The following is a 21,378-nucleotide window of genomic DNA, read 5'->3' as shown; positions in this document are numbered from 1 at the left end:
AGCCGCGGCGACCCTTCCAGAAGAAAGAGGGCATTCATGACCTCCACTCCCCACCAGCCGTACGGTGCCGCACCGGCCTCTCCGCGCATGGAGGACATGGCGCCGGGCGGTCAGGACGACTACGTCTACAACCGTCTGCTCAAGGAGCGCATCATCTGGCTGGGCTCCGAGGTGAAGGACACCAACGCCAACCTCATCTGCTCGCAGATGCTGCTGCTCTCCGCCGAGGACCCCGAGGCGGACATCTTCCTGTACATCAACTCCCCGGGTGGCTCCGTGACCGCGGGCATGGCCATCTACGACACCATGCAGCTGATCCCCAACGACGTGGTCACCGTGGCCACCGGTCTGGCGGCGTCCATGGGGCAGTTCCTGCTCTCCTCCGGGACCAAGGGCAAGCGCTACGCGACCCCCAATGCCCGCATCCTCATGCACCAGCCCTCGGGTGGCATGGGCGGCACGGCCTCGGACATCCGCGTGCAGGCGGAGCTGATCCTCTCCATGAAGCAGCGCCTCGCGGAGCTCACCGCCGAGCAGACCGGGCAGACGCTCGAGACCATCCTGCGCGACAACGACCGCGACAACTGGTTCGACGCCCAGCGTGCCCTGGAGTACGGCTTCTTCGACCACATCGCGCAGTCCGCGAGCAACGTGACCGGCGGCGGCGGGACCATGAAGGACGCGCAGTAGTCGCGCCCCGCCCCGCCACGACACACCCACAGACTTCTCAGGACGGATTCATGAACCTCCCTCACGCCACTGCACCGCAGCTGCCCACCAGCCGCTACGTGATCCCCGACTTCGAGGAACGCACGCCCTACGGCTACCGCCGCCAGAACCCCTACACCAAGCTGTTCGAGGACCGCATCATCTTCCTGGGCGTCCAGGTGGACGACACCTCGGCGGACGACATCATGGCGCAGCTGCTCGTGCTGGAGTCCCAGGACCCGGACCGGGACATCACCATGTACATCAACTCCCCGGGCGGCTCGTTCACGGCCATGACGGCCATCTACGACACCATGCAGTACATCCGCCCGGAGATCCAGACCGTGTGCCTGGGCCAGGCGGCGTCGGCGGCGTCCGTGCTGCTGGCCGGCGGCACCCCGGGCAAGCGCCTCGCGCTGCCGAACGCCCGCGTGCTGATCCACCAGCCCGCCATGGAGGGCCAGGGCGGCGGCCAGGCCTCGGACATCGAGATCCAGGCCAACGAGATCATGCGCATGCGCACGTGGCTCGAGGAGACCATGGCGCTGCACACCAGCAAGAACGTGGAGGACATCAACCGCGACATCGAGCGCGACAAGATCCTCACTGCCAAGGAGGCGCAGGAGTACGGGATCATCGACCAGGTCCTGGACTCCCGCAAGATCAACAAGCCCTCCACGGTGACCCAGGCCTGACGCGGTCCGCCACGGCGTGGAACGCGGCCACGGTGGGCACCCGGTGCCCGCCGTGGCCGCGTCCCGTTCGAGCGTCGGCGGGCTGCCCATGACACCGCGGTGGTGATTGGGTGCACCGCCCGCCCCTCGCCTAGAGTGGTCCCAGCACCCGCCACGACGAACTGTGAGGCTGACACATGGCGCGCATCGGAGAGAGCGTTGACCTGCTCAAATGCTCCTTCTGTGGCAAGAGCCAGAAGCAGGTGCGCAAGCTGATTGCGGGCCCGCGCGTCTACATCTGCGACGAGTGCATCGAGCTGTGCAACGAGATCATCGAGGAGGAGCTCACCGAGGTCCCGGAGACGGGCCAGACGGAGCTCCCGCGCCCGCAGCAGATTTACGACCACCTCCAGGAGTACGTGATCGGCCAGGAACCCGCCAAGCGGGCGCTGGCCGTGGCGGTGTACAACCACTACAAGCGCATCCGCGCCGGGGTCTCCGGTCACACTCTTGCGATTGCGGGAGCCGAGGGGGACGAAGAGGCCATCGAGGTGGCCAAGTCCAACATCCTCCTCGTGGGCCCCACGGGCTCGGGCAAGACCTACCTCGCGCAGTCGCTGGCCAAGAAGCTGGACGTGCCGTTCGCGGTCGCGGACGCCACGTCCCTGACGGAAGCCGGGTATGTCGGTGAAGATGTCGAGAATATTCTCCTCAAGCTCATCCAGGCCGCTGATTTCGATCTCAAGAAGGCGGAGCAGGGGATTATTTACATTGACGAGATCGACAAGATTTCTCGTAAATCGGAGAACCCCTCGATCACGCGTGACGTATCGGGCGAAGGGGTCCAGCAGGCGCTCCTGAAGATCCTCGAGGGCACCGTGGCCTCGGTGCCCCCGCAGGGCGGGCGCAAGCACCCCCAGCAGGAGTTCCTGCACCTGGACACCACCAACGTGCTGTTCATCGTGGCCGGTGCGTTCGCCGGTCTCGAGGAGATCGTGCAGCAGCGCACGGGCAAGAAGGGCATCGGCTTCGGCGCACCCATCAAGGACACCACCGAGGTGGACATCGCCGGGCAGGTGCAGCCCGAGGACCTGCTGAAGTTCGGGCTGATCCCCGAGTTCATCGGGCGACTGCCCGTGGTGACCACGCTGTCCAAGCTCTCCGTGGCGGACATGGTGCGCATCCTCACCGAACCCCGCAACGCGCTGGTCAAGCAGTACCGCAAGCTGTTCCAGCTGGACGGCGTGGAACTCACCTTCGACCCCCAGGCCCTGGAGGCCATCGCGGAGCTCGCGCTCGAGCGCGGCACCGGTGCCCGCGGCCTGCGGGCGATTCTCGAGGACATCCTCATGCCCGTCATGTTCGACCTCCCGGGCCGGGACGACATCGCCGCCGTGCTCGTGACCGAGGACGCCGTGGCCAAGATCGCGGACCCCGAGATCTTCACGCACGAGATGATCGAGGCCGAGCGGCGTCGCCACAAGTCAGCGTGACGCGCCGCACGAACCAACGAAAGGAACTCTCATGGCTGAGAAGCAGCACGTCGACTTCTGGTTCGACCCCCTGTGCCCGTGGGCGTGGATGACGTCCCGCTGGATGGAGGAGGTCGAGCGCGTGCGCGACGTGGAGGTGGACTGGAAGATCATCTCCCTGGGCATCCTCAACGAGGACAACCCGGACAACCACCACCACGGCCGGCAGGACTCCATGTGGCTGGTGCGCGTGGTAGAGGCCGCCGCGCAGCAGCACGGGGACGAGTACCGCAAGAAGCTCTACGACGCCATGGGCACGCGCCGCCACCCCCGCGGCATGGAGGACCTGGAGCAGATCATCACCGAGTCCCTCGCGGAGGTCGGGCTGCCCGCGGAGCTCGCGTCCGCCAAGGACTCCACGGACTATGACGCCGCCCTGCGCGCCTCCACGGACGAGGCACGGGCCGTGGCCGGCAAGGACATCGGCACCCCGGTGATCGCCGTGAACGGCACGGGGTTCTTCGGCCCCGTGTTCACCCCCGCGCCCAAGGGCGAGGAGGCCGGGAAGGTCTGGGACGGTGCGCTGGCGCTGGCTTCTTACCCGGGGTTCTACGAGCTCAAGCGCGGCCGCGAGAAGGGCCCGGACTTCAGCTGAGGTCTCCGACCCGTTCCGCAGACGGCGGGCCCCGGACGATGTCCGGGCCCGCCGTCGTGTTTCTCCGGGGAACCGGGTCAGGCCTCCTCGGTCTGCTCCAGCTCGACGTCGCTCACGCTGAGCTCACCCTCGGCGGGGGAGAGCGTGAGGTCCGCGGCGTTGCCCGCCGCCTTGAGGTCCTCGAGCCCGGCACGCAGCTGCTCCAGCTGGGCCGCGGGGGCGCTGACCGTGGCGGAGAGCACCGCGGTGCGCTGCTTGACCTTGGCCTCGGACTTGGACTTGCGCAGCCCGGACAGGGCCTCGCCCACCACGGTGAGCACCTCGGGGTCGCCCTCGGCCGCAAGACCGGCGTAGCCGTCGGTCACGGGCCAGGACGCGCGGTGCACCGATCCGGTGCGCCACCAGGACCAGACCTCCTCGGTGGCGAACGGGATGAACGGTGCGAAGAGCCGCAGCACGGTGTCCAGGGTGGTGGCCAGGGCCGCGTGCACGGACGCCTGGGCCTGCCCCCCGCGGGAACCGTAGGCGCGGTCCTTCACGAGCTCCACGTAGTCGTCCGTGAACGTCCAGAAGAAGGACTCGATCAGCTGCAGCGCTCGGGCGTACTCGTACTCCCGGAACGCGGCGCTCGCGCGCTCCACCACCGTGGCCAGCTGGGCCAGCAGGGAGCGGTCCAGGCCGTTGGTCACCACGGAGGCGTCCGTGCCGGAGCCCAGCACGGAGGCCTCAGTGACGCCCTGGGCCAGCACGAACTTGGACGCGTTCAGCAGCTTGATGGCTAGGCGGCGCCCGATCTTCATCTGCCCCTCGTCGTACGCGGTGTCCGCGCCCAGGCGCGCGGAGGCCGCCCAGTAGCGCACGGCGTCCGCGCCGTACTTCTCCAGCACGTCCGTGGGGACCACCACGTTGCCCTTGGACTTGGACATCTTCTTGCGGTCCGGGTCCAGGATCCACCCGGACAGCGCCGTGTTGGTCCACGGCACCGTCCCGGCGAGCGTCTCGGCGCGCACCACGGTGGAGAACAGCCACGTGCGGATGATGTCGTGACCCTGCGGGCGCAGGTCCATGGGGAACGTCTTGGCGTGCAGCTCCTCGTCCACGCCCCAGCCCGTGGCGATCTGCGGGGTCAGGGAGGACGTGGCCCAGGTGTCCAGCACGTCCGGGTCCGCCATGAACCCGCTGGGCTGGTCCCGCTGCTCCTCGGTGTAGCCCGGGGCGGTGTCCGCGGCGGGGTCCACCGGCAGCTGCTCGGGGGAGGGCAGCACGGGGTGCTCGTAGTCCGGCTCCCCGGCGGCGTCCAGCGGGTACCAGACGGGGAAGGGCACGCCGAAGAAGCGCTGGCGGGAGATCAGCCAGTCCCCGTTGAGGCCCTCGATCCAGTTCTCGTAGCGCGAGCGCATGAAGGAGGGGTGCCAGGCCATCTCGCGGCCGCGCTGGATCAGCACGTCGCGGCGCTCGGCGTCCCGGCCGCCGTTGCGGATGTACCACTGGCGGGAGGTGACCACCTCGAGGGGCTTGTCGCCCTTCTCGTAGAAGTTCACCGGGTGCATGATCTTCTTCGGCTCGCCGTCCAGGTCCCCGGACTCGCGCAGCATGTCCACCACGGCCTTCTGCGCGGAGAACACGGTCTTCCCGGCCACCTCCGCGTAGCGCTCGGCGGGGGCGCCGTCCGCGATCCACTCGGGCTGCTCGGCCTGGAAACGGCCGTCGCGTCCGATCAGGGCACGCGTGGGCAGGTCCAGCTCACGCCACCACGTGACGTCCGTGAGATCGCCGAACGTGCAGATCATGGCGATGCCCGAGCCCTTGTCCGGCTTGGCCAGCGCGTGCGCCTTGACCTCCACCTCCACGTCGAACAGCGGGGAGCGCACGGTGGTGCCGAACAGGTGCTGGTAGCGCTCGTCGTCCGGGTGGGCCACCAGGGCCACGCACGCGGGCAGCAGCTCGGGGCGGGTGGTCTCGATGAACACCTTCTCGCCGTCCGGGCGGTGGAACGAGACGCGGTGGTAGGCGCCCTCGCGCTCGCGGTCCTCCAGCTCGGCCTGGGCCACCGCGGTGCGGAACGTGACGTCCCACATGGTCGGCGCCTCGGCCATGTAGGCGTTGCCGGCCTCGTAGTCCTTGAGGAATGCGAGCTGCGAGACCTTGCGGGAGTGCGCGTCGATCGTGCGGTAGGTGCGGTTCCAGTCCACGGACAGGCCCAGCGTGGAGAACAGGTGCTCGAACACCTTCTCGTCCTCCACGGCGAGCTCCTCGCACAGCTCGATGAAGTTCTGGCGGGAGACCACGTCCCAGTCCCGCTGGTTCTTGGCGGGCTTCTCGGGCGGGCGGTAGCCCTCCACGTACGGGCGGCCGGGCTCGCAGCGCACCCCGTAGTAGTTCTGCACGCGGCGCTCGGTGGGCAGCCCGTTGTCGTCCCAGCCCAGCGGGTAGAAGACGTTCTTGCCGCTCATGCGCTGGAAGCGCGCGAGCACGTCCGTCTGCGTGTAGGAGAACATGTGTCCCACGTGCAGGGAGCCGGACGCCGTGGGCGGGGGAGTGTCGATCGAGTACACGGACTCCCGGTCCGTGTCCTCGCGGAACGCGTAGGTGCCGTTCTCGCGCCACTGCGCGGCGTACTTCTCCTCCAGGCCCTCCAGGGCCGGCTTCTCGGGAACGCTCACCGTGGCGGTGGTCGCTGCGTGGTCGGGGGTCTCGGGCGTGTCTGTACCCGTCATCTCGTGTGCCATGCGCCCAGTCTCTCACGGGGTTTTTCCCCGCTTCGAATCCCCGGGGGACGACGCCGCTCGCACTGTGGGGCGCACGGGGCACGACGCCGCACAATCACCGCTGCCGGGCACCTCGCCGCCCCGGGATGCTGCCCGCACGACGCCGCACGGTCACCTCTCGGGGCGCGACGCCGCCCGGGGCGATGCCCGCCGGACGCCGTCCGGTTCCCGTCACCGTGTCCGGTCCGGGTCCGGGGCGAGCGAGCTCGGGCGGTGCGGCACATGCTGCCGGGCCGTAGCCCGGTCCCCGACCCGGGAACGCTCGCGGGCCCGTGGACCCGGCCGGGCGGCGTCGTGCTCCGTAGACTGCGGGGCATGACGCAGAACACGGAATCGGCATACGGCACCCCCGGCACGGCGGGGGCGGGCAAGGTGGCGGTGGTCTCCGGAGCGAGCACCGGCATCGGCGAGGCCACGGTGCGGCGGCTGCGGGCCAGCGGGTGGACGGTGTACGCCGTGGCCCGGCGGGCGGAGCGGCTCGCCGAGCTGGCGGAGCAGACCGGGGCGATCGCCGCGCCCACGGACGTGACCGACCAGGGGCAGGTGGACGCGCTGCGGGACCGCGTGCTCGCCGAGCAGGGGACCGTGGACGCGGTGCTCAACATCTCCGGCGGGGCGCGCGGCACGGACTCCGTGGCGGACGCGGACCCGGAGGGCTGGCAGTGGATGTACGAGGTCAACGTGCTGGGCACCCTGCGGGTCACCCGGGCGTTCCTGCCCGCGCTGCGCGCCAACGGGCGGGGCACGGTGCTCAACCTCACCTCGCTGGCCGCGATCCGGGCGTACGAGGGCGGTGCCGGGTACAACGCCGCCAAGTACGCCGAGCGTGCGATGACCGAGGCGCTGCGGCTGGAGGAAGCCGAGCACAACGTGCGGGTCGTGGAGATCGCGCCCGGGCTCGTGCACACTCCCGAGTTCTCCCTCAACCGCCTGGGCGGGGACCAGGCCGCCGCGGAGAAGGTCTACGCGGGCGTGGCGGAGCCGCTCACCGGTGAGGACGTCGCGGAGGTCTGCGCGTTCGCGGTGGAGCTGCCGCACCACGTGAATATCGACACGCTGACCCTCAAGCCCGTGGCCCAGGCGGCACCGCACAAGGTGATCCGCAGCACGTCCTGACGCGGGCCCCCGCGCGGCGGCGGGGAAGGTGCTGAGAGACGTGGACAGCCCACTTGCGACCACTCGAACGAGTGAATTAGGTTAGGCAAGCCTTATCAAATTCACCGCTCGAGGAGAGCCCATGTCCCGCGACTCGTCCCAGCCCCACCGCCAGCTCAGCCGCCGCACCCTGCTCGGCTCCGGCCTGGCCGTGACCGCCCTGGTGGGGGTCACGGCGTGCTCCACCGGCTCCCGGGACGGCGGCGGTTCGGAGGCGGCACCGGGTGCCTCGGCGTCCTCCACGCCCACCGACACGTTCCCCGTGACCGTGAAGCACGCCCTGGGGTCCACGAGCGTGGAGAAGGCCCCCGAGCGCGTGGTGTGCGTGGGTGCGAGCAACACCCAGGACTTCGTGGCCGCACTCGGCGTGGTTCCCGTGGGCATGACCAAGGTGGCGTGGGGCGGCAACGACGAGGGCTCCACCGACTGGTTCGACGCCAAGGTCTCCGACCTGGGCGGGACGGCGCCCCAGACCATGGACGAGTCCGACGGCGTGAACTTCACGGAGATCGCCCAGCTGAGCCCCGACCTGATCATCGCCGTGAACTCCGGGGTGACCCAGGAGGAGTACGAGCGCCTGACCAAGATCGCCCCCACGGTGGTCTACCCCACGGGCCCGTGGGTGAACTCGTGGCAGGACATGCAGCGGGTGACCGCCCAGGCCTTGGGGCGCTCCCAGGCCGGCGACGAGCTGATCTCCCGTACCGAGGAGCTCATCCGCACCCGCTCCGAGGAGCTCGGCGACGCCCGGGGCAAGAGTTTCATCTACGGGGACGTCTCGCAGTCCCTGGGCTTCTACGGCCCCTCGGACGGTCGCCCCCGCTTCTTCACCGAGCTGGGCCTGACCCTGGCGCCCGTGGTCACCAAGAACGTCTCCGAGAAGGAGTTCTGGCGTGAGTGGCCCAAGGAGCGCGCGGACGAGCTCGAGAGCGACCTCTTCGTGGCCGCCGCCGAGGACGAGGCGCAGGCGGAGAAGTTCCGCACCGACTCCGTGCTCAAGACCATCCCGGCGATCGCCGCCGGCCACGGGCTGTTCCTCACGACCAAGCAGGACGTGCTCTCGGGGTACTCGTCCTCGCCGCTGTCCCTGCCGCACGCCCTGGACACCCACGTCCCGGCGATCAAGAACGCCCTGGGGGCCTAACCTCCGTGCCCGCCAGCACCTCCCTCACACGCTCCGGCGCCGCGGATACCGCCGGTGCCCACGCCCCGGGCTCCCGTGCGGGGCGCCCGGGGCGCCGGGTCCTGCCCTGGCTCGTCATGGCGGTCGTTCTCATCGTGGCCGTCGTTCTCTCGATCTCGTGCGGCTCCCGTCCGATCGACCTCGCGAGCACGTGGCGTGTGGTGCCGCAGGTCTTCGTCGGTGATCCCGGCGCCGTGCCGGGCGTGCCCCCGCTCGACGGCGCCGTGGTGGAGTCCCGCGTGTGGCGCACCGCCGCCGGGGTGCTCACCGGGGCGGCCCTGTCCGTGGCGGGGGCACTGCTGCAGGGAGCCACCCGCAACCCGCTCGGCGATCCCGGGATCCTGGGGCTCACGGCCGGTGCCGCGTTCGCGGTGGTGACGGGTGGCGCGCTGTTCGGACTGTCGGGTGTGGCGAACCAGCTGTGGCTGGCCGCGCTGGGCTCGGCCGTGGCCATGGTCGCGGTGTACGGTCTGGCCACGGCCGCCCGCGGCGGGGCGCGTCCCGTGACGCTGGCCCTCACGGGCGCGGCCGTGTCCGCGGGGCTCACCGCGCTCACGAGCGCGATCCTGCTGAGCCACCAGGCCACGTTCGACACCTTCCGGCGCTGGCAGGTGGGAGAGCTCACCCGCCCGGACGGCACGTTCCTGGTGGCGGCCACGCCCGTGGTCGTCGCGGGTCTCGTGCTCGGGTGGTGCCTGGCCCGCTCCCTGGACACCCTCACGCTCGGGGACGCCCTGGGCAGGGGGCTGGGAACCCACCCCGCCCTGACCCGCGGACTGGTCGGTGTGGCCGTGGTGCTGCTCGCGGGCACGTCCACCGCGCTGGTGGGCCCGCTCGTGTTCTGCGGGCTGCTCGTGCCCCACGCCGTCCGCGTGGTCGTGGGTGTCTCCTACCGGCGGGTGATCCCGGCGTGCCTGCTCGCGGGACCGGCCATCGTGCTGCTGGCGGACGTCGTGGCCCGCGTGCTGGTCCCGGACCGGGAGATCCAGGTGGGGATCGCCCTGGTCGTGATCGGTGCCCCGGCCCTCGTGGCCGTGCTGCGCGGGAAGACGGTGGCGGCATGAGCGCGGCGCTGCAGCTCCCGTCCCGCGCGGAGACGGTCGACGCCGTCCGCGCGGGACGTACCCGCACGCATCGCCGCACCCGGCGGGTCACCCTCCTGCTGCTGCTCGTCCTGGCCGTCGCGTCCTTCGCCCGCATCGCGCTCGGCAAGTACGTGGTGGCGGTTCCGGACCTGTTCGCGGTGCTGGCCCACGACTACGAGGGTCCGGCGGACTACATCGTGTGGCAGATCACCCTGCCCCGCACGGTCCTGGGAATCCTCACGGGCACCGCCTTCGGACTCGCGGGCCACCTGTTCCAGCGCGTGCTGCGCAACCCGCTGGCCTCCCCGGACATTATGGGTGTGTCCTCCGGTGCGGGACTCGGTGCGGTGGTCGCGATCACCGCGGGTTTCTCCGGGGCCGCGGTGACGGTCAGCGCGCTCGTGGGAGGCTTCGGTCTCATGCTCGCGGTCATCCTCGCCGCCGGGGGCACGCACGCCAGCATCGGCAAGCTCGTGCTCACCGGCGTGGCCGGGGGTGCCCTCACCGGGGCGGCCATCAACGGCGTGCTCACCCGTGCAGACATCTACGCCGCGCAGGACGCCATGCAGTGGCTCACCGGTTCGCTCAACGCCGCCTCCTGGCAGGACATCGCGCAGGTGGGACTCTGCCTGCTCGTGCTGCTGCCCCTGTGCGCGGTGCTCACGCCCGCCGTGGACGCCCTCGGCACCGGGGACGCGCTCGCCGCTGGGCTGGGCGTGCGGGTGCAGGGTGTGCGGCTCACGGCCCTGGCGCTCGCGGTGACCCTGGTGGCGGTGGCCGCGGCCACCGTGGGGCCCGTGGCGTTCGTGTCGTTCATGGCCGCGCCCATCGCGCGCGGCATCGGTGGCGGCGCCGGGCACGCGCACCACGCGGCCCTCGTGGGTGCGGTGCTCATGGTCGTCTCGGACTACGTGGCCGCCGAGGCCCTGCCGAACCTGGCACTGCCCGTGGGCGTGGTCACCGCGGCCGCCGGCGCCCCCGTGCTGCTGTGGCTGCTCATCGGACGAGGAAAGGCGGAGGTATGAGCCCCGAGAACGAGGTCAAGGACACCGTGGCGGGCCCGCGGCACGAGGCCCGGCGCGCGGAGGCGGCGAGCGCCGCGCGGACCGGCCGGGCGGCGTCGTCCGCGGTGGCCGTGCGCGGACTGCGGGCCGGCTACGGCGGCGCGCCCGTGCTCACGGACGTGGACGTCACGTTCCCCGCGGGGCGTGTCACGGCGCTCGTGGGCGCCAACGGCTGCGGCAAGTCCACGCTGCTCCGCACGTGCGCGCGCCAGCTGGCCCCCACCGCCGGTGAGGTGCTCGTGGGCGGGGAGGACGTCCGGGGCTGGCACCGCACCCGTTTTGCGCAGACGGTGGGCTTCCTTCCGCAGGACCCCGTGGCGCCGGAGGGGGTGAGCGTGCGGGAGCTGGTCTCGCGCGGTCGCCACCCGCACCGCGGGGCCTTCGGGCGTTGGCGCGCGGAGGACGACGCCGCCGTGGCCGAGGCGCTCGAGCTCACCGGTCTGTGCGATCTCATGGAACGCCACGTGACGGACCTCTCCGGAGGGCAGCGACAGCGCGTGTGGATCGCACTGGCCCTGGCCCAGCAGACCGAGGTGCTGCTGCTGGACGAGCCCACCACCTATCTGGACATCGCCCGGCAGGTGGAGATCCTGGACATCCTGTGCGAGCTGCAGCGTGCCCGGGGGATCACCCTGGTGATGGTGCTGCACGAGCTGTCCCTGGCCGCGCGCTACGCGGACGTGCTCGTGGCCATGAAGGCCGGCGAGGTGGTGGCCCGCGGTGGTGCGGACGAGGTCATGACCGACGAGGTGGTCGGTCGCGTGTTCGACATGGACGCCCGCGCGCTGCACGATCCCGTGACCGACGCCCGCGTGGTGATCCCGCTGTCGGCGGGCCGGTCGCGAGCCCCGGGAATGGCGGGGTCCCAGACCCCGGCGGATGCCACGGCCGGAACGACGACCGGACCCACGTTCGGGTCACGGACCGGGACGGCCCGGCCGCACCCGGCCGCCCGGGACCAGAACGAGGAGAACGGGGAGGTGTCCGCATGACCCAGCTGGCGTGCGTGGACGCCACGGTGACCCGGCGGGAGGAGCTCAGTGAGCACCTCGTGCGGGTGCACGTGGCGGGGGAGCAGCTGAGGACCATGCCGTGGGGCGAGCAGGGCCCCGGGCCCCGGGCGGACTCCTACATCAAGGTGCTCATCCCGCCCGCCGGTGGCGCGGTGGACGTGGACGTCGCGGACATGGTCCGCTGGCGCCGCGAGTTCATGGCCGCTCCGCGCGAGGAGGCCGGGTGGATGCGCACCTACACCGTGCGGGACGCCACCACGGTGGAGCTCGAGGGGGAGCGGGTGCCGGAGCTCGCGATCGACGTGGTGCTGCACGGGGACCCCGAGCACGGCATGGGTCCGGGTGCCGCGTGGGGGGACTCGGTCCGCGCCGGGGACTCCGCGCGGCTGCTCGTGCCCTCCGGCGACTCCGCGTGGTGGGCGGCATGGGATGACGGTCGCGCAGCCGGTCAGGACGTGGTGATCGCGGGGGACGAGACGGCACTGCCCGCGATCTCCGCGATCGTGGACGGCGTGGAGCAGCGGGTCCGGGTCAACCGCCCGGTGGACGGCGCGTACGAGCCCCCGCGCTCCATCACCGTGGCCGTGGAGGTCCCCGCGGAGGCCGACGCCGTCCCGGGGGCGGGTCCGCGCGCTCTGGCCCGGGCGGCGTCGTGCGACGAGCACGGCGCCCACCGCGTGGTGCTGGACGGCGGCACCGAGCTGGTCTGGACCTGGCTGCCGCGCGGTCCCCGCGAGCGCAACCTGGCCCTGGAGCTGTGGCTGTGGGAGCGGCTCGCGGAGCACGCCCGCCGGTACTGGGCGGTGGGCCACACGGAGCTGGCGTCCTGGCAGGACGAGTCCGAGTTCGTGTGGGCCACGGCGCGCCCCGAGGGCCGCGGCAGGTACTGGTTCCTCGCGGCGGAGTCCTCGGCCGTGAAGTCCATGCGCCGGATGTGCGTGAGCGGCGGGGTGCCCAAGGCGGACATCTCGTTCATGGGCTACTGGAAGCAGGGTGCCGCGACCGAGTGAGGTCCGCCCGGGGGAGTGTGACGCCCCGTGACGGCCGGGGTACGGGGCCACGGACCCGCACGTAGCATGGCGGTTTCCGTTCCGCCGTCGCCTCAGGAGTGCCCCGCCCATGACCTACCCCCTGGGTCTGAACCTCACCGGCCGTCGGGTGCTCGTGGTGGGTGCCGGGCCGGTGGCCGCGCGCCGGGTGCCCGCGCTGCTCGCCGAGGGCGCGGCCGTCGAGCTCGTGGCTCCGGACGCGCACGAGGACCTGCGGGCGCTCGCCGAGGCCGGGGAGCTCACGTGGCACCGCCGGGGCTTCCGCCCCGAGGACGTCCCCGGGGCGTGGCTCGTGCTGGCCCACACGGACTCGCCCGCCGTCCAGGACCTCGTGACCCGCACCGCGGAGCAGCACCGGGTCTTCTGCGTCACGGGTGGCGACGCCGCGGCGTCCAGTGCGTGGGTCCCGGCCGTTGCTCGCGCGCACGGGGTCACGGTGGCCGTCAACGCGGGCGGGGACCCACGGCGTGCCAAGGCCGTCACCGCGTGGATCGCGGCACGCCTGGAGACCGGCGAGATCCCCGTGAGGGCCCGGCGTTCCCGGGAGGGCGCATTGTCGCCAGGAGGGACCGACGGGCCCGCGGCCCCCAGCTCCGCGGGCCCCTCCCCGCACCAGGGCGGCCGTGTGGCGCCGGGTCCCCGCCCTGAATGGGCTGACGAGGCACGCATCGGCGACGTCCCTGCGAAGCTCGGTTCCCGGTCCAACGACCACCTCGAACCGGACGCCCAGCAGCCGGGAACCGTGGCCCTCGTGGGCGGTGGGCCGGGGGACCCCGGCCTGCTGACGGTGCGCGGGCGCTACCTGCTGGCGGGCGCGGACGTGGTGGTCGCGGACCGGCTGGGCCCCACGGACCTGCTCCCGGCGCTCGCGGAGCACGCGGAGATCATCGACGTGGGCAAGCGCGCCGGGTACCACAAGGTCACGCAGGACCGGATCAACCAGACGGTCGTGGACCAGGCGCGGTCAGGGCGCCGGGTGGTGCGGCTCAAGGGTGGAGACCCGTACGTGTTCGGCCGCGGCGGCGAGGAGGTGGAGTTCTGCCACGCCCACGGGATCGCCACCGAGGTGGTCCCGGGAGTCACCTCCGCGATCTCCGTGCCCGCGGCCGCCGGGATCCCCGTGACGCACCGGGACATGGCCCACGGCTTCACGGTCATCACCGCCCATGAGGAGCTGCGCCACGTCCCGTACCGAGAGGGGCACACGCTGATCCTCATGATGGGGGTGGGCGGACTCGCGCGGACAGCGGAGACGCTGCTCGCCTCGGGCTACCCCCTGGACCTTCCCGTGGCTGTGGTGGAACGGGGCTGGACGCCCACGCAGCGCACCACGCTCGCGCCGTTGGCGGACGTCGCGCGCACGGCCGAGGAGCGCGGGGTGCGGGCCCCGGCCGTGATCCTCGTGGGCCGGGTCGCCGCCCTCGGGCGCACCGACCCGCGGCCCTGACCGCGACCGTGCCCTGCTGCGGGCGGCACCCGGGAGCAGCTGCGGCTGCCGACTCCCGGGCGGGGCAACCCCGTCCTGCGGATCGCCCGCCGCCCCAGGCAGAGGACGGACGTGGACGACGCCGCCCGGCGCGCTACCATGGTCCCGTGCGCCCAGTGCGCGCGGGCGCTGATCCGGCCATCACCGGGGAGCCCCTCCGGAAGAACCGGCCCGTGCGGGCCTCAGTAGAACCGGACGACTCGGGCCCGTGACAGCCCCCAATGAGCGGCTCGCGGCGTCGTCGGCATCCCCGGCGGTGCGGCGGACAAGCGAGGTGGTACCGCGCCACCGGCGCCCCGTGCGCCAGGGCGTCCTCGCATCCTGAACCACCGGCACCTCAGGATGGAGCACCGTGACCGACTCATTCGTGTACCCCAAGGCGAGCACCGACCCCGACGCCCAGGGCGTCCCCGCGGCCCCGCGTCTGCCCGCGGTCGAGGAGCGCGTCCTCGACTACTGGAAGCGTGACGACACCTTCCAGGCGAGCATCGACCAGCGCGACAGCGGTACGGACGGCTCCAACGAGTTCGTCTTCTACGACGGCCCGCCCTTCGCCAACGGCCTGCCGCACTACGGCCACCTGCTCACCGGCTACGTCAAGGACCTCGTGGCGCGCTACCAGACGCAGCAGGGTCGCCGCGTGGAGCGCCGCTTCGGCTGGGACACCCACGGGCTGCCCGCGGAGCTCGAGGCCATGAAGCAGCTCGGGATGACTGACAAGCAGGACATCGAGGCCATGGGCATCGACACGTTCAACGACGCCTGCCGCGCCTCCGTGATGAAGTACGCCTCCGAGTGGCAGGACTACGTGACCCGCCAGGCCCGCTGGGTGGACTTCGACAACGACTACAAGACGCTGAACCCGGAGTACATGGAGTCCGTGATCGGCGCGTTCAAGGCCCTGGACGAGAAGGGCCTGGTCTACTCCGGCTACCGCGTGCTGCCGTACTGCTGGAAGGACGAGACGCCGCTGTCCAACCACGAGCTGCGCATGGACGACGACGTCTACCAGATGCGCCAGGACACCTCCGTGACCGTGGCGTTCCGGCTCTCCGAGGACACCTCGTGGGCCGCGCACCCGGAGGTCGCCGCCGAGCTCGCGGGCGCGGAGGCCATCGCGTGGACCACCACGCCCTGGACCCTGCCCACCAACGAGGCGCTCGCGGTGGGCCCCGCCATCGACTACGTGCTGGTCCCCGGTGCCGGGGAGCTGGCCGGACGCCGCTTCCTCGTCGCGGCAGAGCTCGCGGGCAGCTACGCCAAGGACCTCGGCTACGGGGACGCTGAGGACCCGGCCGCCGCCGTGGCCGAGGCCGTGACGGCGCACTACACGGGCGAGCAGCTCGCGGGCATCCGCTACGCCCCGCTGTGGGACTACTTCACGGACGACGAGCGCTTCGGCACCGCCCGGGCCTGGCAGATCCTCGTGGCGGACTACGTGACCACCACGGACGGCACGGGCATCGTGCACCAGGCTCCGGCCTACGGCGAGGACGACCAGCTGGTGTGCGCCGAGCACGAGATCCCCGTGGTGCTCTCCGTGGACGAGGGCGGGCGCTTCTACGACCTCTTCACGGACGAGTCCCTGGCCGCCGGGGCGCCGCTCGCGGAGCTCGCCGGGCACAATGTGTTCGACAAGGAGGTGGCGCGCACCGTGATCCGGGACCTGCGGGCCCGCGGTGCGCTGCTGCGCGAGGCGTCCTACGAGCACTCCTACCCGCACTGCTGGCGCTGCCGGAACCCCCTCATCTACCGCGCGGTGTCCTCGTGGTTCGTGAGCGTCACGGCCATCAAGGACCGCATGCTGGAGCTGAACCAGCAGATCAACTGGATCCCCGGCAACGTCAAGGACGGCCAGTTCGGCAAGTGGCTGGAGAACGCCCGGGACTGGTCCATCTCCCGCAACCGCTACTGGGGCTCGCCGATCCCCGTGTGGGAGTCCAGCGACCCCAACCACCCGCGCCGCGACGTCTACGGCTCCCTCGCGGAGCTGGAGGCGGACTTCGGGCGCCTGCCCCGCAACGCCGACGGCGAGGTGGACCTGCACCGGCCGTGGATCGACGAGCTGACCCGCCCCAACCCGGACGACCCCACGGGGAAGTCCATGATGCGCCGCGTTCCCGAGGTGCTGGACGTGTGGTTCGACTCCGGGTCCATGCCCTACGCGCAGGTGCACTACCCCATGGAGAACCGCGAGTGGTTCGAGACCCACAACCCCGGTGACTTCATCGTGGAGTACATCGGCCAGACCCGCGGCTGGTTCTACACGCTGCACATCCTGGCCACCGCACTGTTCGACCGCCCGGCGTTCCGCAACGTGATCTCCCACGGCATCGTGCTGGGCTCGGACGGACAGAAGATGTCCAAGTCCCTGCGCAATTACCCGGACGTCAACGAGGTCCTGGACCGGGACGGCTCGGACGCCATGCGCTGGTTCCTGATGTCCTCGCCCATCCTGCGCGGCGGGAACCTGGTGGTCACCGAGCAGAGCATCCGTGACGGCGTGCGGCAGATGATCCTGCCGCTGTGGAACGTCTACCACTTCTTCGGCCTCTACACGAACGCCGCCCGCGGGGGAGAGGGCTACGACGCCCAGCCGCGGTACGAGGCCGAGCACGTGATGGACCGCTACATCCTGGCCGAGACCGGCGCCCTGGTCACGGACACCAAGCGGCTCTTCGACGAGTACGACATCTGGGCCGCCGCCGAGCGTCTGCGCGCCTACATGGACACGCTCACCAACTGGTACGTGCGCCGGTCCCGCGAGCGCTTCTTCGAGGAGGACACCGAGGCGTTCGACGTGCTCTACACGTGCCTCGAGACCGTGTGCCGCGTGGCCGCCCCGCTGCTGCCGCTCGTCACCGAGGAGATCTGGCGCGGGCTCACCGGCGGGCGCTCGGTGCACCTGACCGACTGGCCGGACGCCTCCCTGTTCCCGCGGGACGAGGCCCTGCTCACCGCCATGGAGCGCACGCGCGCCATCTGCTCTGCGGGCTCCGCACTGCGCAAGGCCAGCAGCCTGCGCGTGCGCCAGCCGCTCGCCGGCATGACCGTGGCCGTGCCCGGGGCACAGGCGCTCGAGGGCACGTTCCAGGAGATCGTCGCGGACGAGCTGAACCTCAAGTCCGTCACGCTGGTGGACGCGGACGAGGTCTCGGCCGCCGACTACGGCATCTCGCAGGAGCTCAAGGTCAACGCGCGCGCCGCCGGTCCCCGGCTCGGCAAGCAGGTGCAACAGGTCATCCGGGCCACCAAGGCGGGCGACTGGTCCGTGACCGAGGACGGCGGCGTCGTCGCCGGCTCGGTGGCGCTGGAGGAGGGCGAGTACGAGCTGGTCACGGTGGTCGACGACGCCGCGGCGTCCTCCGCGCGCGCCGTCACCGTGCTGCCCGGCGGCGGTTTCCTGGTGCTGGACACCGAGCTGACCGACGAGCTGCGGGCAGAGGGCGTGGCCCGGGACATGGTCCGTGCAATCCAGCAGGCCCGCAAGGACGCCGGGCTGGTGGTCTCGGACCGGATCCGCACCACGGTCCACGCCGACGCCGCGACGCTGGCCGCGGTGGACGCGCACCGCGAGCTCGTGCAGGGGGAGACCCTCACCCGAGAGCTGGAGCTGGTGGAGGCCGCCGACCTGGACGTCACCGTGGCGGTGGTGGACGCATGAGCGGCGCCACCGAGCACGAGAACTTCGCGTCCGTCGAGGAGATCTACCAGGGACTGCTGGCCCGGGCGCCGGAGCACAGGATGGCGCCGCGCCTGGACGCGATGCAGCTCGCGGTCTCCGCGCTGGGAGACCCGCACCGCAGCGCCCCGGTGGTGCAGGTGACCGGGACCAACGGCAAGACGTCCACGGCGCGCATGATCGAGTCCCTGCTGCTCGCTCACGACCTGCGGGTGGGCCGCTACACCAGCCCGCACCTGGAGCGCGTGACCGAGCGGATCAGCATCGACGGCGAGCCCGTCTCCGACGAGACCTTCGTGCGGATCTACACGGAGGTCGCCCCGTACCTGGACCTCGTGGACCGCCACCTGGAGGGCGAGGGCGCACCGCGCCTGACGTACTTCGAGACCCTCACGGTGCTGGCGTTCGCGGTGTTTGCGGACGAACCCGTGGACGTGATGGTCCTGGAGGTCGGGATCGGCGGCTCGTGGGACGCCACCACCGTGGCGGACGCGGCGGTCTCCGTGGTCACGCCCGTCGACCTGGACCACACGGACATCCTCGGCGACACCGTGGAGGACATCGCCCGCGAGAAGGCCGGGATCGTCAAGCCGGGCGGGTTCCTCGTGAGCTCCGCCCAGCAGCCGGGTGCGGCCCAGGTGCTGCTCGAGCGCGCGCAGGAGCTGGGAGTTCCCTTCCGCTTCGAGGGCGTGGAGTTCTCCGTGACCGCGCGCACCACCGCCGTGGGCGGGCAGGTCATCACCGTCCAGGGCCTCGCGGGCGAGTACCCGGACGTGATGCTCCCGCTGTTCGGCGCGCACCAGGCGCAGAACGCGGCGGTCGCGATCGCCGCGGTCGAGGCGCTGCTGGGCGGTGGCGAGAAGCCGCTGAACCCCGAGCTCGTGAGCGAGGGTCTGGGCGCGGTGTCCTCGCCCGGACGCCTCGAGCTCGCGCGCAAGGCCCCGCCCGTGGTCCTCGACGCCGCCCACAACCCGCACGGGCTCGTGGCCTCCGCCGCGGCCGTGCGCGAGGGGTTCACGTTCAGCAAGCTCAACCTCGTGGTCGGGGTGCTGGGGGACAAGGACGTGGAGACCATGATGCGGGTGCTCGCGGACGAGTACCACGAGTTCGAGCTGGAGCTGTGGTGCACCGCGTCCCACTCCCCGCGGGCGGTGCCCCCGGCGGAGCTCGCGGAGATCGCCGTGGACATGGGCTTCGACGAGGACGTGGTGCACGTGGCCGATCGCCTGGACGAGGCGTGCTCCGAGGCCATCCAGGACGCCGCGGCCCGCGAGCAGTTCGACGGCGCAGTGCTCGTCACCGGCTCCATCACCGTGGTGGGTGAGGCCCGTGCGCTGCTCGGCCTGTGACCCGTCGCCCGCACCCCTCGTGACCGCACCCCTGGAAGGAGCCGCATGGCCCGCATGACCAAGGCCCAGCGCGAGTGGCGCCCCGGCCAGCCCAAGAAGCCCCGCTCGATCCGCATGATGTTCGCGTCCTGCGTGCTGTGCATCGAGGCGTTCATCGTGTTCTTCGCCGCGCTCACGGCCTACGGGCTGTTCACGCAGGACTGGAGCACACCCCAGAAGCTGTGGCTCATGGGCGGCTCCGTGGTGCTTGCCCTGCTGTTCGTCCTGCTGTGCGCGGTGCTGCGCAGGCCGTGGGGCTACGCGGCCGGATGGGTGCTGCAACTCGTGCTGATCGCCACCGGCTTCGTAGTCCCCGCCATGTTCTGGATCGGGGCGCTGTGCGCGCTCGCGTGGTGGTACGCCGTGGTCAAGGGCGGGCGCATGGACCGGGAGAACGTGCAGCGCGCCGAGGAGCAGCGCCGCTGGGAGGCGGAGAACCCCCGGGTGTGAGCCACTCGGGCGGGCGCGGCCCCACGAGCGGTCCCGCGTTCGCTAGGCTCGGTCCCGAACCGGGTGCGGGGCCCACCAGGGCTCCCGCACCTCCACCCCGACACCAAGGAGACCCATGTCCCAGCGCACCCTCGTCCTCGTCAAGCCGGACGGCGTCGAGCGCGGCCTCACCGGTCAGATCCTGGCCCGCATCGAGGCCAAGGGCTACACCCTCGCGGAGCTCAAGCTCGTGCACGCCACCCGGGAGATCCTGGAGCAGCACTACGCCGAGCACCAGGGCAAGCCGTTCTTCGAGCCGCTCGTGCAGTTCATGCTCTCGGGCCCGGTGGTCGCCGCCGTGGTGGAGGGCGACCGCGTGATCGAGGGCTTCCGCAGCCTCGCCGGGGCCACCGAGCCCACCACGGCCGCCCCGGGCACCATCCGCGGGGACCTGGGCCGCGACTGGGGCGAGAAGGTCCAGAAGAACCTCGTGCACGGCTCGGACTCCCCGGAGTCCGCCGAGCGCGAGATCGGCATCTGGTTCGCCTGAGCCACACCCGCACCACCACGGCGCGTGCCAGACCCTCGGGCTTGGCACGGGCCGTTGGCCTGCGGGAACGACGACGGGGCGGCACCCACGCTGGGTGCCGCCCCGTCGTCGTCGTGCCCGGGACTCGTCAGCCGAGGATCGCCGGGGCGAAGCGGACGGCCACCACGCCGAAGACCACCACGAGCACCGCGGTGCCCAGCAGCCAGGCCCACGCGGTGGAGCCGGCGCCCTCCCGGCCGGCGCCACCGAGCATTCCGGCACGGCGCATCCGTGCCGTCGTGTGGGCCAGCAGGTAGGTCTGCGCGCACCACACGATCATGCAGTACAGGCACAGGGCGTTGATGTGGAACGTGGTCTGCCACCACAGCCACAGGGTGAACACGGAACCGGCGGCGATCCCGAGCCACAGCAGCCACCAGAACCAGCGGGCGTAGCGCGCCCCGGCCAGCACGCCCACCGCCACGGCGAGCACCACGGCGTAGGCCACGATCCCGATGAACGGGTTGGGGAAGCCGAACAGCTCCGCCTGCGGGGTGCGCATGACCGTGCCGCAGGCCAGCCACGCGTTGATGTCGCAGCTCGCCCGGTGCCCGGCGTCCTGGTACAGGGCCAGCCGCTCGGCCACGAGCTCCGCGGACGCCGCGAAGCCGATCAGGGAGAGGACCACGGCCAGCACCCCCCAGGTGCGGTCCGAGCGCGTCACGGGTGGCGGAACCGTGTCCGAGGGGGTACCGCTCGGGTGTCCCGTGGCGGTGGTGGGTGCGGGGCGGGATGCTGAACTCACGCGCCCGATCGTAGACCACCGGCCGGGGGACGTGCCGCGCGGAGGTGCGCCTCCGGTGGCTCCCACCGCGGTGGAGCTGTGGCGTGCACCACCAGGATGCGCGGCCACAGGGGACGACTGTGAGATACTGGTGCGCGGTCGGTCCTCAAGCCGCACGTGAGGCACCGGCCCGGCAGGAGCACCGACAACCATCGGTACGGACCCGCGGCTCTCACAGGATCGAGCGCGTCCGC

At 71.7% G+C, this 21,378-nt stretch carries 17 protein-coding genes; 15 read left to right on the top strand and 2 right to left on the bottom strand.

Features of this window, described 5'->3' with window-relative positions:
* Nucleotides 1-36 precede the first annotated feature (36 nt).
* The 4 genes from P8S73_RS02030 to P8S73_RS02015 all read left to right on the top strand — a co-directional run bounded on the left by P8S73_RS02030 (nucleotide 37) and on the right by P8S73_RS02015 (nucleotide 3,509).
* Complete coding sequence (locus P8S73_RS02030) at nucleotides 37-690, top strand: ATP-dependent Clp protease proteolytic subunit (protein ID WP_039100550.1); 654 nt, start codon at nucleotides 37-39, stop codon at nucleotides 688-690.
* 50 nt (nucleotides 691-740) lie between these two features.
* Nucleotides 741-1,403 carry an ATP-dependent Clp protease proteolytic subunit gene (locus tag P8S73_RS02025; RefSeq protein WP_039100551.1) on the top strand — a complete coding sequence of 221 codons (663 nt, stop codon included), beginning with the start codon at nucleotides 741-743 and terminating at the stop codon, nucleotides 1,401-1,403.
* Between the two features lie 176 nt (nucleotides 1,404-1,579).
* Nucleotides 1,580-2,875 (top strand): ATP-dependent Clp protease ATP-binding subunit ClpX, encoded by a 1,296-nt coding sequence (gene clpX, locus P8S73_RS02020; RefSeq protein ID WP_039100552.1) that lies wholly within the window; start codon nucleotides 1,580-1,582, stop codon nucleotides 2,873-2,875.
* A 31-nt stretch (nucleotides 2,876-2,906) separates the two neighbouring features.
* Entirely contained in the window at nucleotides 2,907-3,509 is a 603-nt protein-coding gene (locus P8S73_RS02015; protein WP_039100553.1) for a DsbA family protein, read from the top strand.
* A 77-nt stretch (nucleotides 3,510-3,586) separates the two neighbouring features.
* On the opposite strand, the gene valS is transcribed toward P8S73_RS02015, so the two are convergent.
* Nucleotides 3,587-6,238 (bottom strand): valine--tRNA ligase, encoded by a 2,652-nt coding sequence (gene valS / locus P8S73_RS02010; RefSeq protein ID WP_039100554.1) that lies wholly within the window; start codon nucleotides 6,236-6,238, stop codon nucleotides 3,587-3,589.
* A 354-nt stretch (nucleotides 6,239-6,592) separates the two neighbouring features.
* Here valS and P8S73_RS02005 point away from each other — a divergent pair, with 354 nt between their 5' ends.
* The 11 genes from P8S73_RS02005 to ndk all read left to right on the top strand — a co-directional run bounded on the left by P8S73_RS02005 (nucleotide 6,593) and on the right by ndk (nucleotide 20,361).
* The gene (locus P8S73_RS02005; RefSeq protein ID WP_144801729.1) at nucleotides 6,593-7,393 is read left to right on the top strand and encodes an SDR family oxidoreductase; all 801 of its coding nucleotides are present in this window, start codon (nucleotides 6,593-6,595) and stop codon (nucleotides 7,391-7,393) included.
* Nucleotides 7,394-7,514: 121 nt separating this feature from the next.
* Nucleotides 7,515-8,576, top strand: a complete 1,062-nt coding sequence (locus P8S73_RS02000; protein WP_144801726.1) for an ABC transporter substrate-binding protein — start codon at nucleotides 7,515-7,517, stop codon at nucleotides 8,574-8,576.
* 116 nt (nucleotides 8,577-8,692) lie between these two features.
* On the top strand, nucleotides 8,693-9,679 hold the full coding sequence (locus tag P8S73_RS01995; RefSeq protein ID WP_237573672.1) for an iron ABC transporter permease: 987 nt from the start codon (nucleotides 8,693-8,695) through the stop codon (nucleotides 9,677-9,679).
* Nucleotides 9,676-10,725, top strand: coding sequence for an iron chelate uptake ABC transporter family permease subunit (locus P8S73_RS01990; protein WP_039100558.1), 1,050 nt, complete (start codon nucleotides 9,676-9,678; stop codon nucleotides 10,723-10,725). Before P8S73_RS01995 ends, P8S73_RS01990 begins: the two co-directional genes overlap by 4 nt.
* Nucleotides 10,722-11,756, top strand: a complete 1,035-nt coding sequence (locus P8S73_RS01985) for an ABC transporter ATP-binding protein (RefSeq protein ID WP_396350467.1) — start codon at nucleotides 10,722-10,724, stop codon at nucleotides 11,754-11,756. The genes P8S73_RS01990 and P8S73_RS01985 overlap by 4 nt, the downstream gene beginning before the upstream one ends.
* Nucleotides 11,753-12,787, top strand: a complete 1,035-nt coding sequence (locus P8S73_RS01980; RefSeq protein WP_039100559.1) for a siderophore-interacting protein — start codon at nucleotides 11,753-11,755, stop codon at nucleotides 12,785-12,787. The genes P8S73_RS01985 and P8S73_RS01980 overlap by 4 nt, the downstream gene beginning before the upstream one ends.
* A 109-nt stretch (nucleotides 12,788-12,896) precedes the next feature.
* Complete coding sequence (cobA, locus tag P8S73_RS01975; RefSeq protein ID WP_144801723.1) at nucleotides 12,897-14,273, top strand: uroporphyrinogen-III C-methyltransferase; 1,377 nt, start codon at nucleotides 12,897-12,899, stop codon at nucleotides 14,271-14,273.
* A 391-nt stretch (nucleotides 14,274-14,664) separates the two neighbouring features.
* On the top strand, nucleotides 14,665-17,976 hold the full coding sequence (gene ileS, locus P8S73_RS01970; protein ID WP_144801722.1) for an isoleucine--tRNA ligase: 3,312 nt from the start codon (nucleotides 14,665-14,667) through the stop codon (nucleotides 17,974-17,976).
* Nucleotides 17,973-19,343, top strand: coding sequence for a folylpolyglutamate synthase/dihydrofolate synthase family protein (locus P8S73_RS01965; protein WP_019309031.1), 1,371 nt, complete (start codon nucleotides 17,973-17,975; stop codon nucleotides 19,341-19,343). The genes ileS and P8S73_RS01965 overlap by 4 nt, the downstream gene beginning before the upstream one ends.
* A gap of 45 nt (nucleotides 19,344-19,388) precedes the next feature.
* Complete coding sequence (locus P8S73_RS01960) at nucleotides 19,389-19,832, top strand: DUF4233 domain-containing protein (protein ID WP_019309032.1); 444 nt, start codon at nucleotides 19,389-19,391, stop codon at nucleotides 19,830-19,832.
* 115 nt (nucleotides 19,833-19,947) lie between these two features.
* Complete coding sequence (gene ndk / locus P8S73_RS01955) at nucleotides 19,948-20,361, top strand: nucleoside-diphosphate kinase (protein ID WP_012398194.1); 414 nt, start codon at nucleotides 19,948-19,950, stop codon at nucleotides 20,359-20,361.
* A 127-nt stretch (nucleotides 20,362-20,488) separates the two neighbouring features.
* On the opposite strand, the gene P8S73_RS01950 is transcribed toward ndk, so the two are convergent.
* On the bottom strand, nucleotides 20,489-21,145 hold the full coding sequence (locus P8S73_RS01950) for a vitamin K epoxide reductase family protein (protein WP_035884944.1): 657 nt from the start codon (nucleotides 21,143-21,145) through the stop codon (nucleotides 20,489-20,491).
* Between the last annotated feature and the right edge of the window lie 233 nt (nucleotides 21,146-21,378).

It is taken from the genome of Kocuria sp. ChxB, assembly GCF_044359605.1.
Taxonomy (GTDB): Bacteria; Actinomycetota; Actinomycetes; order Actinomycetales; family Micrococcaceae; genus Kocuria; species Kocuria rhizophila.
The sequence above is the reverse complement of the archived record's forward strand: the minus strand, read 5'-3'. Positions and strand labels throughout refer to the sequence as shown.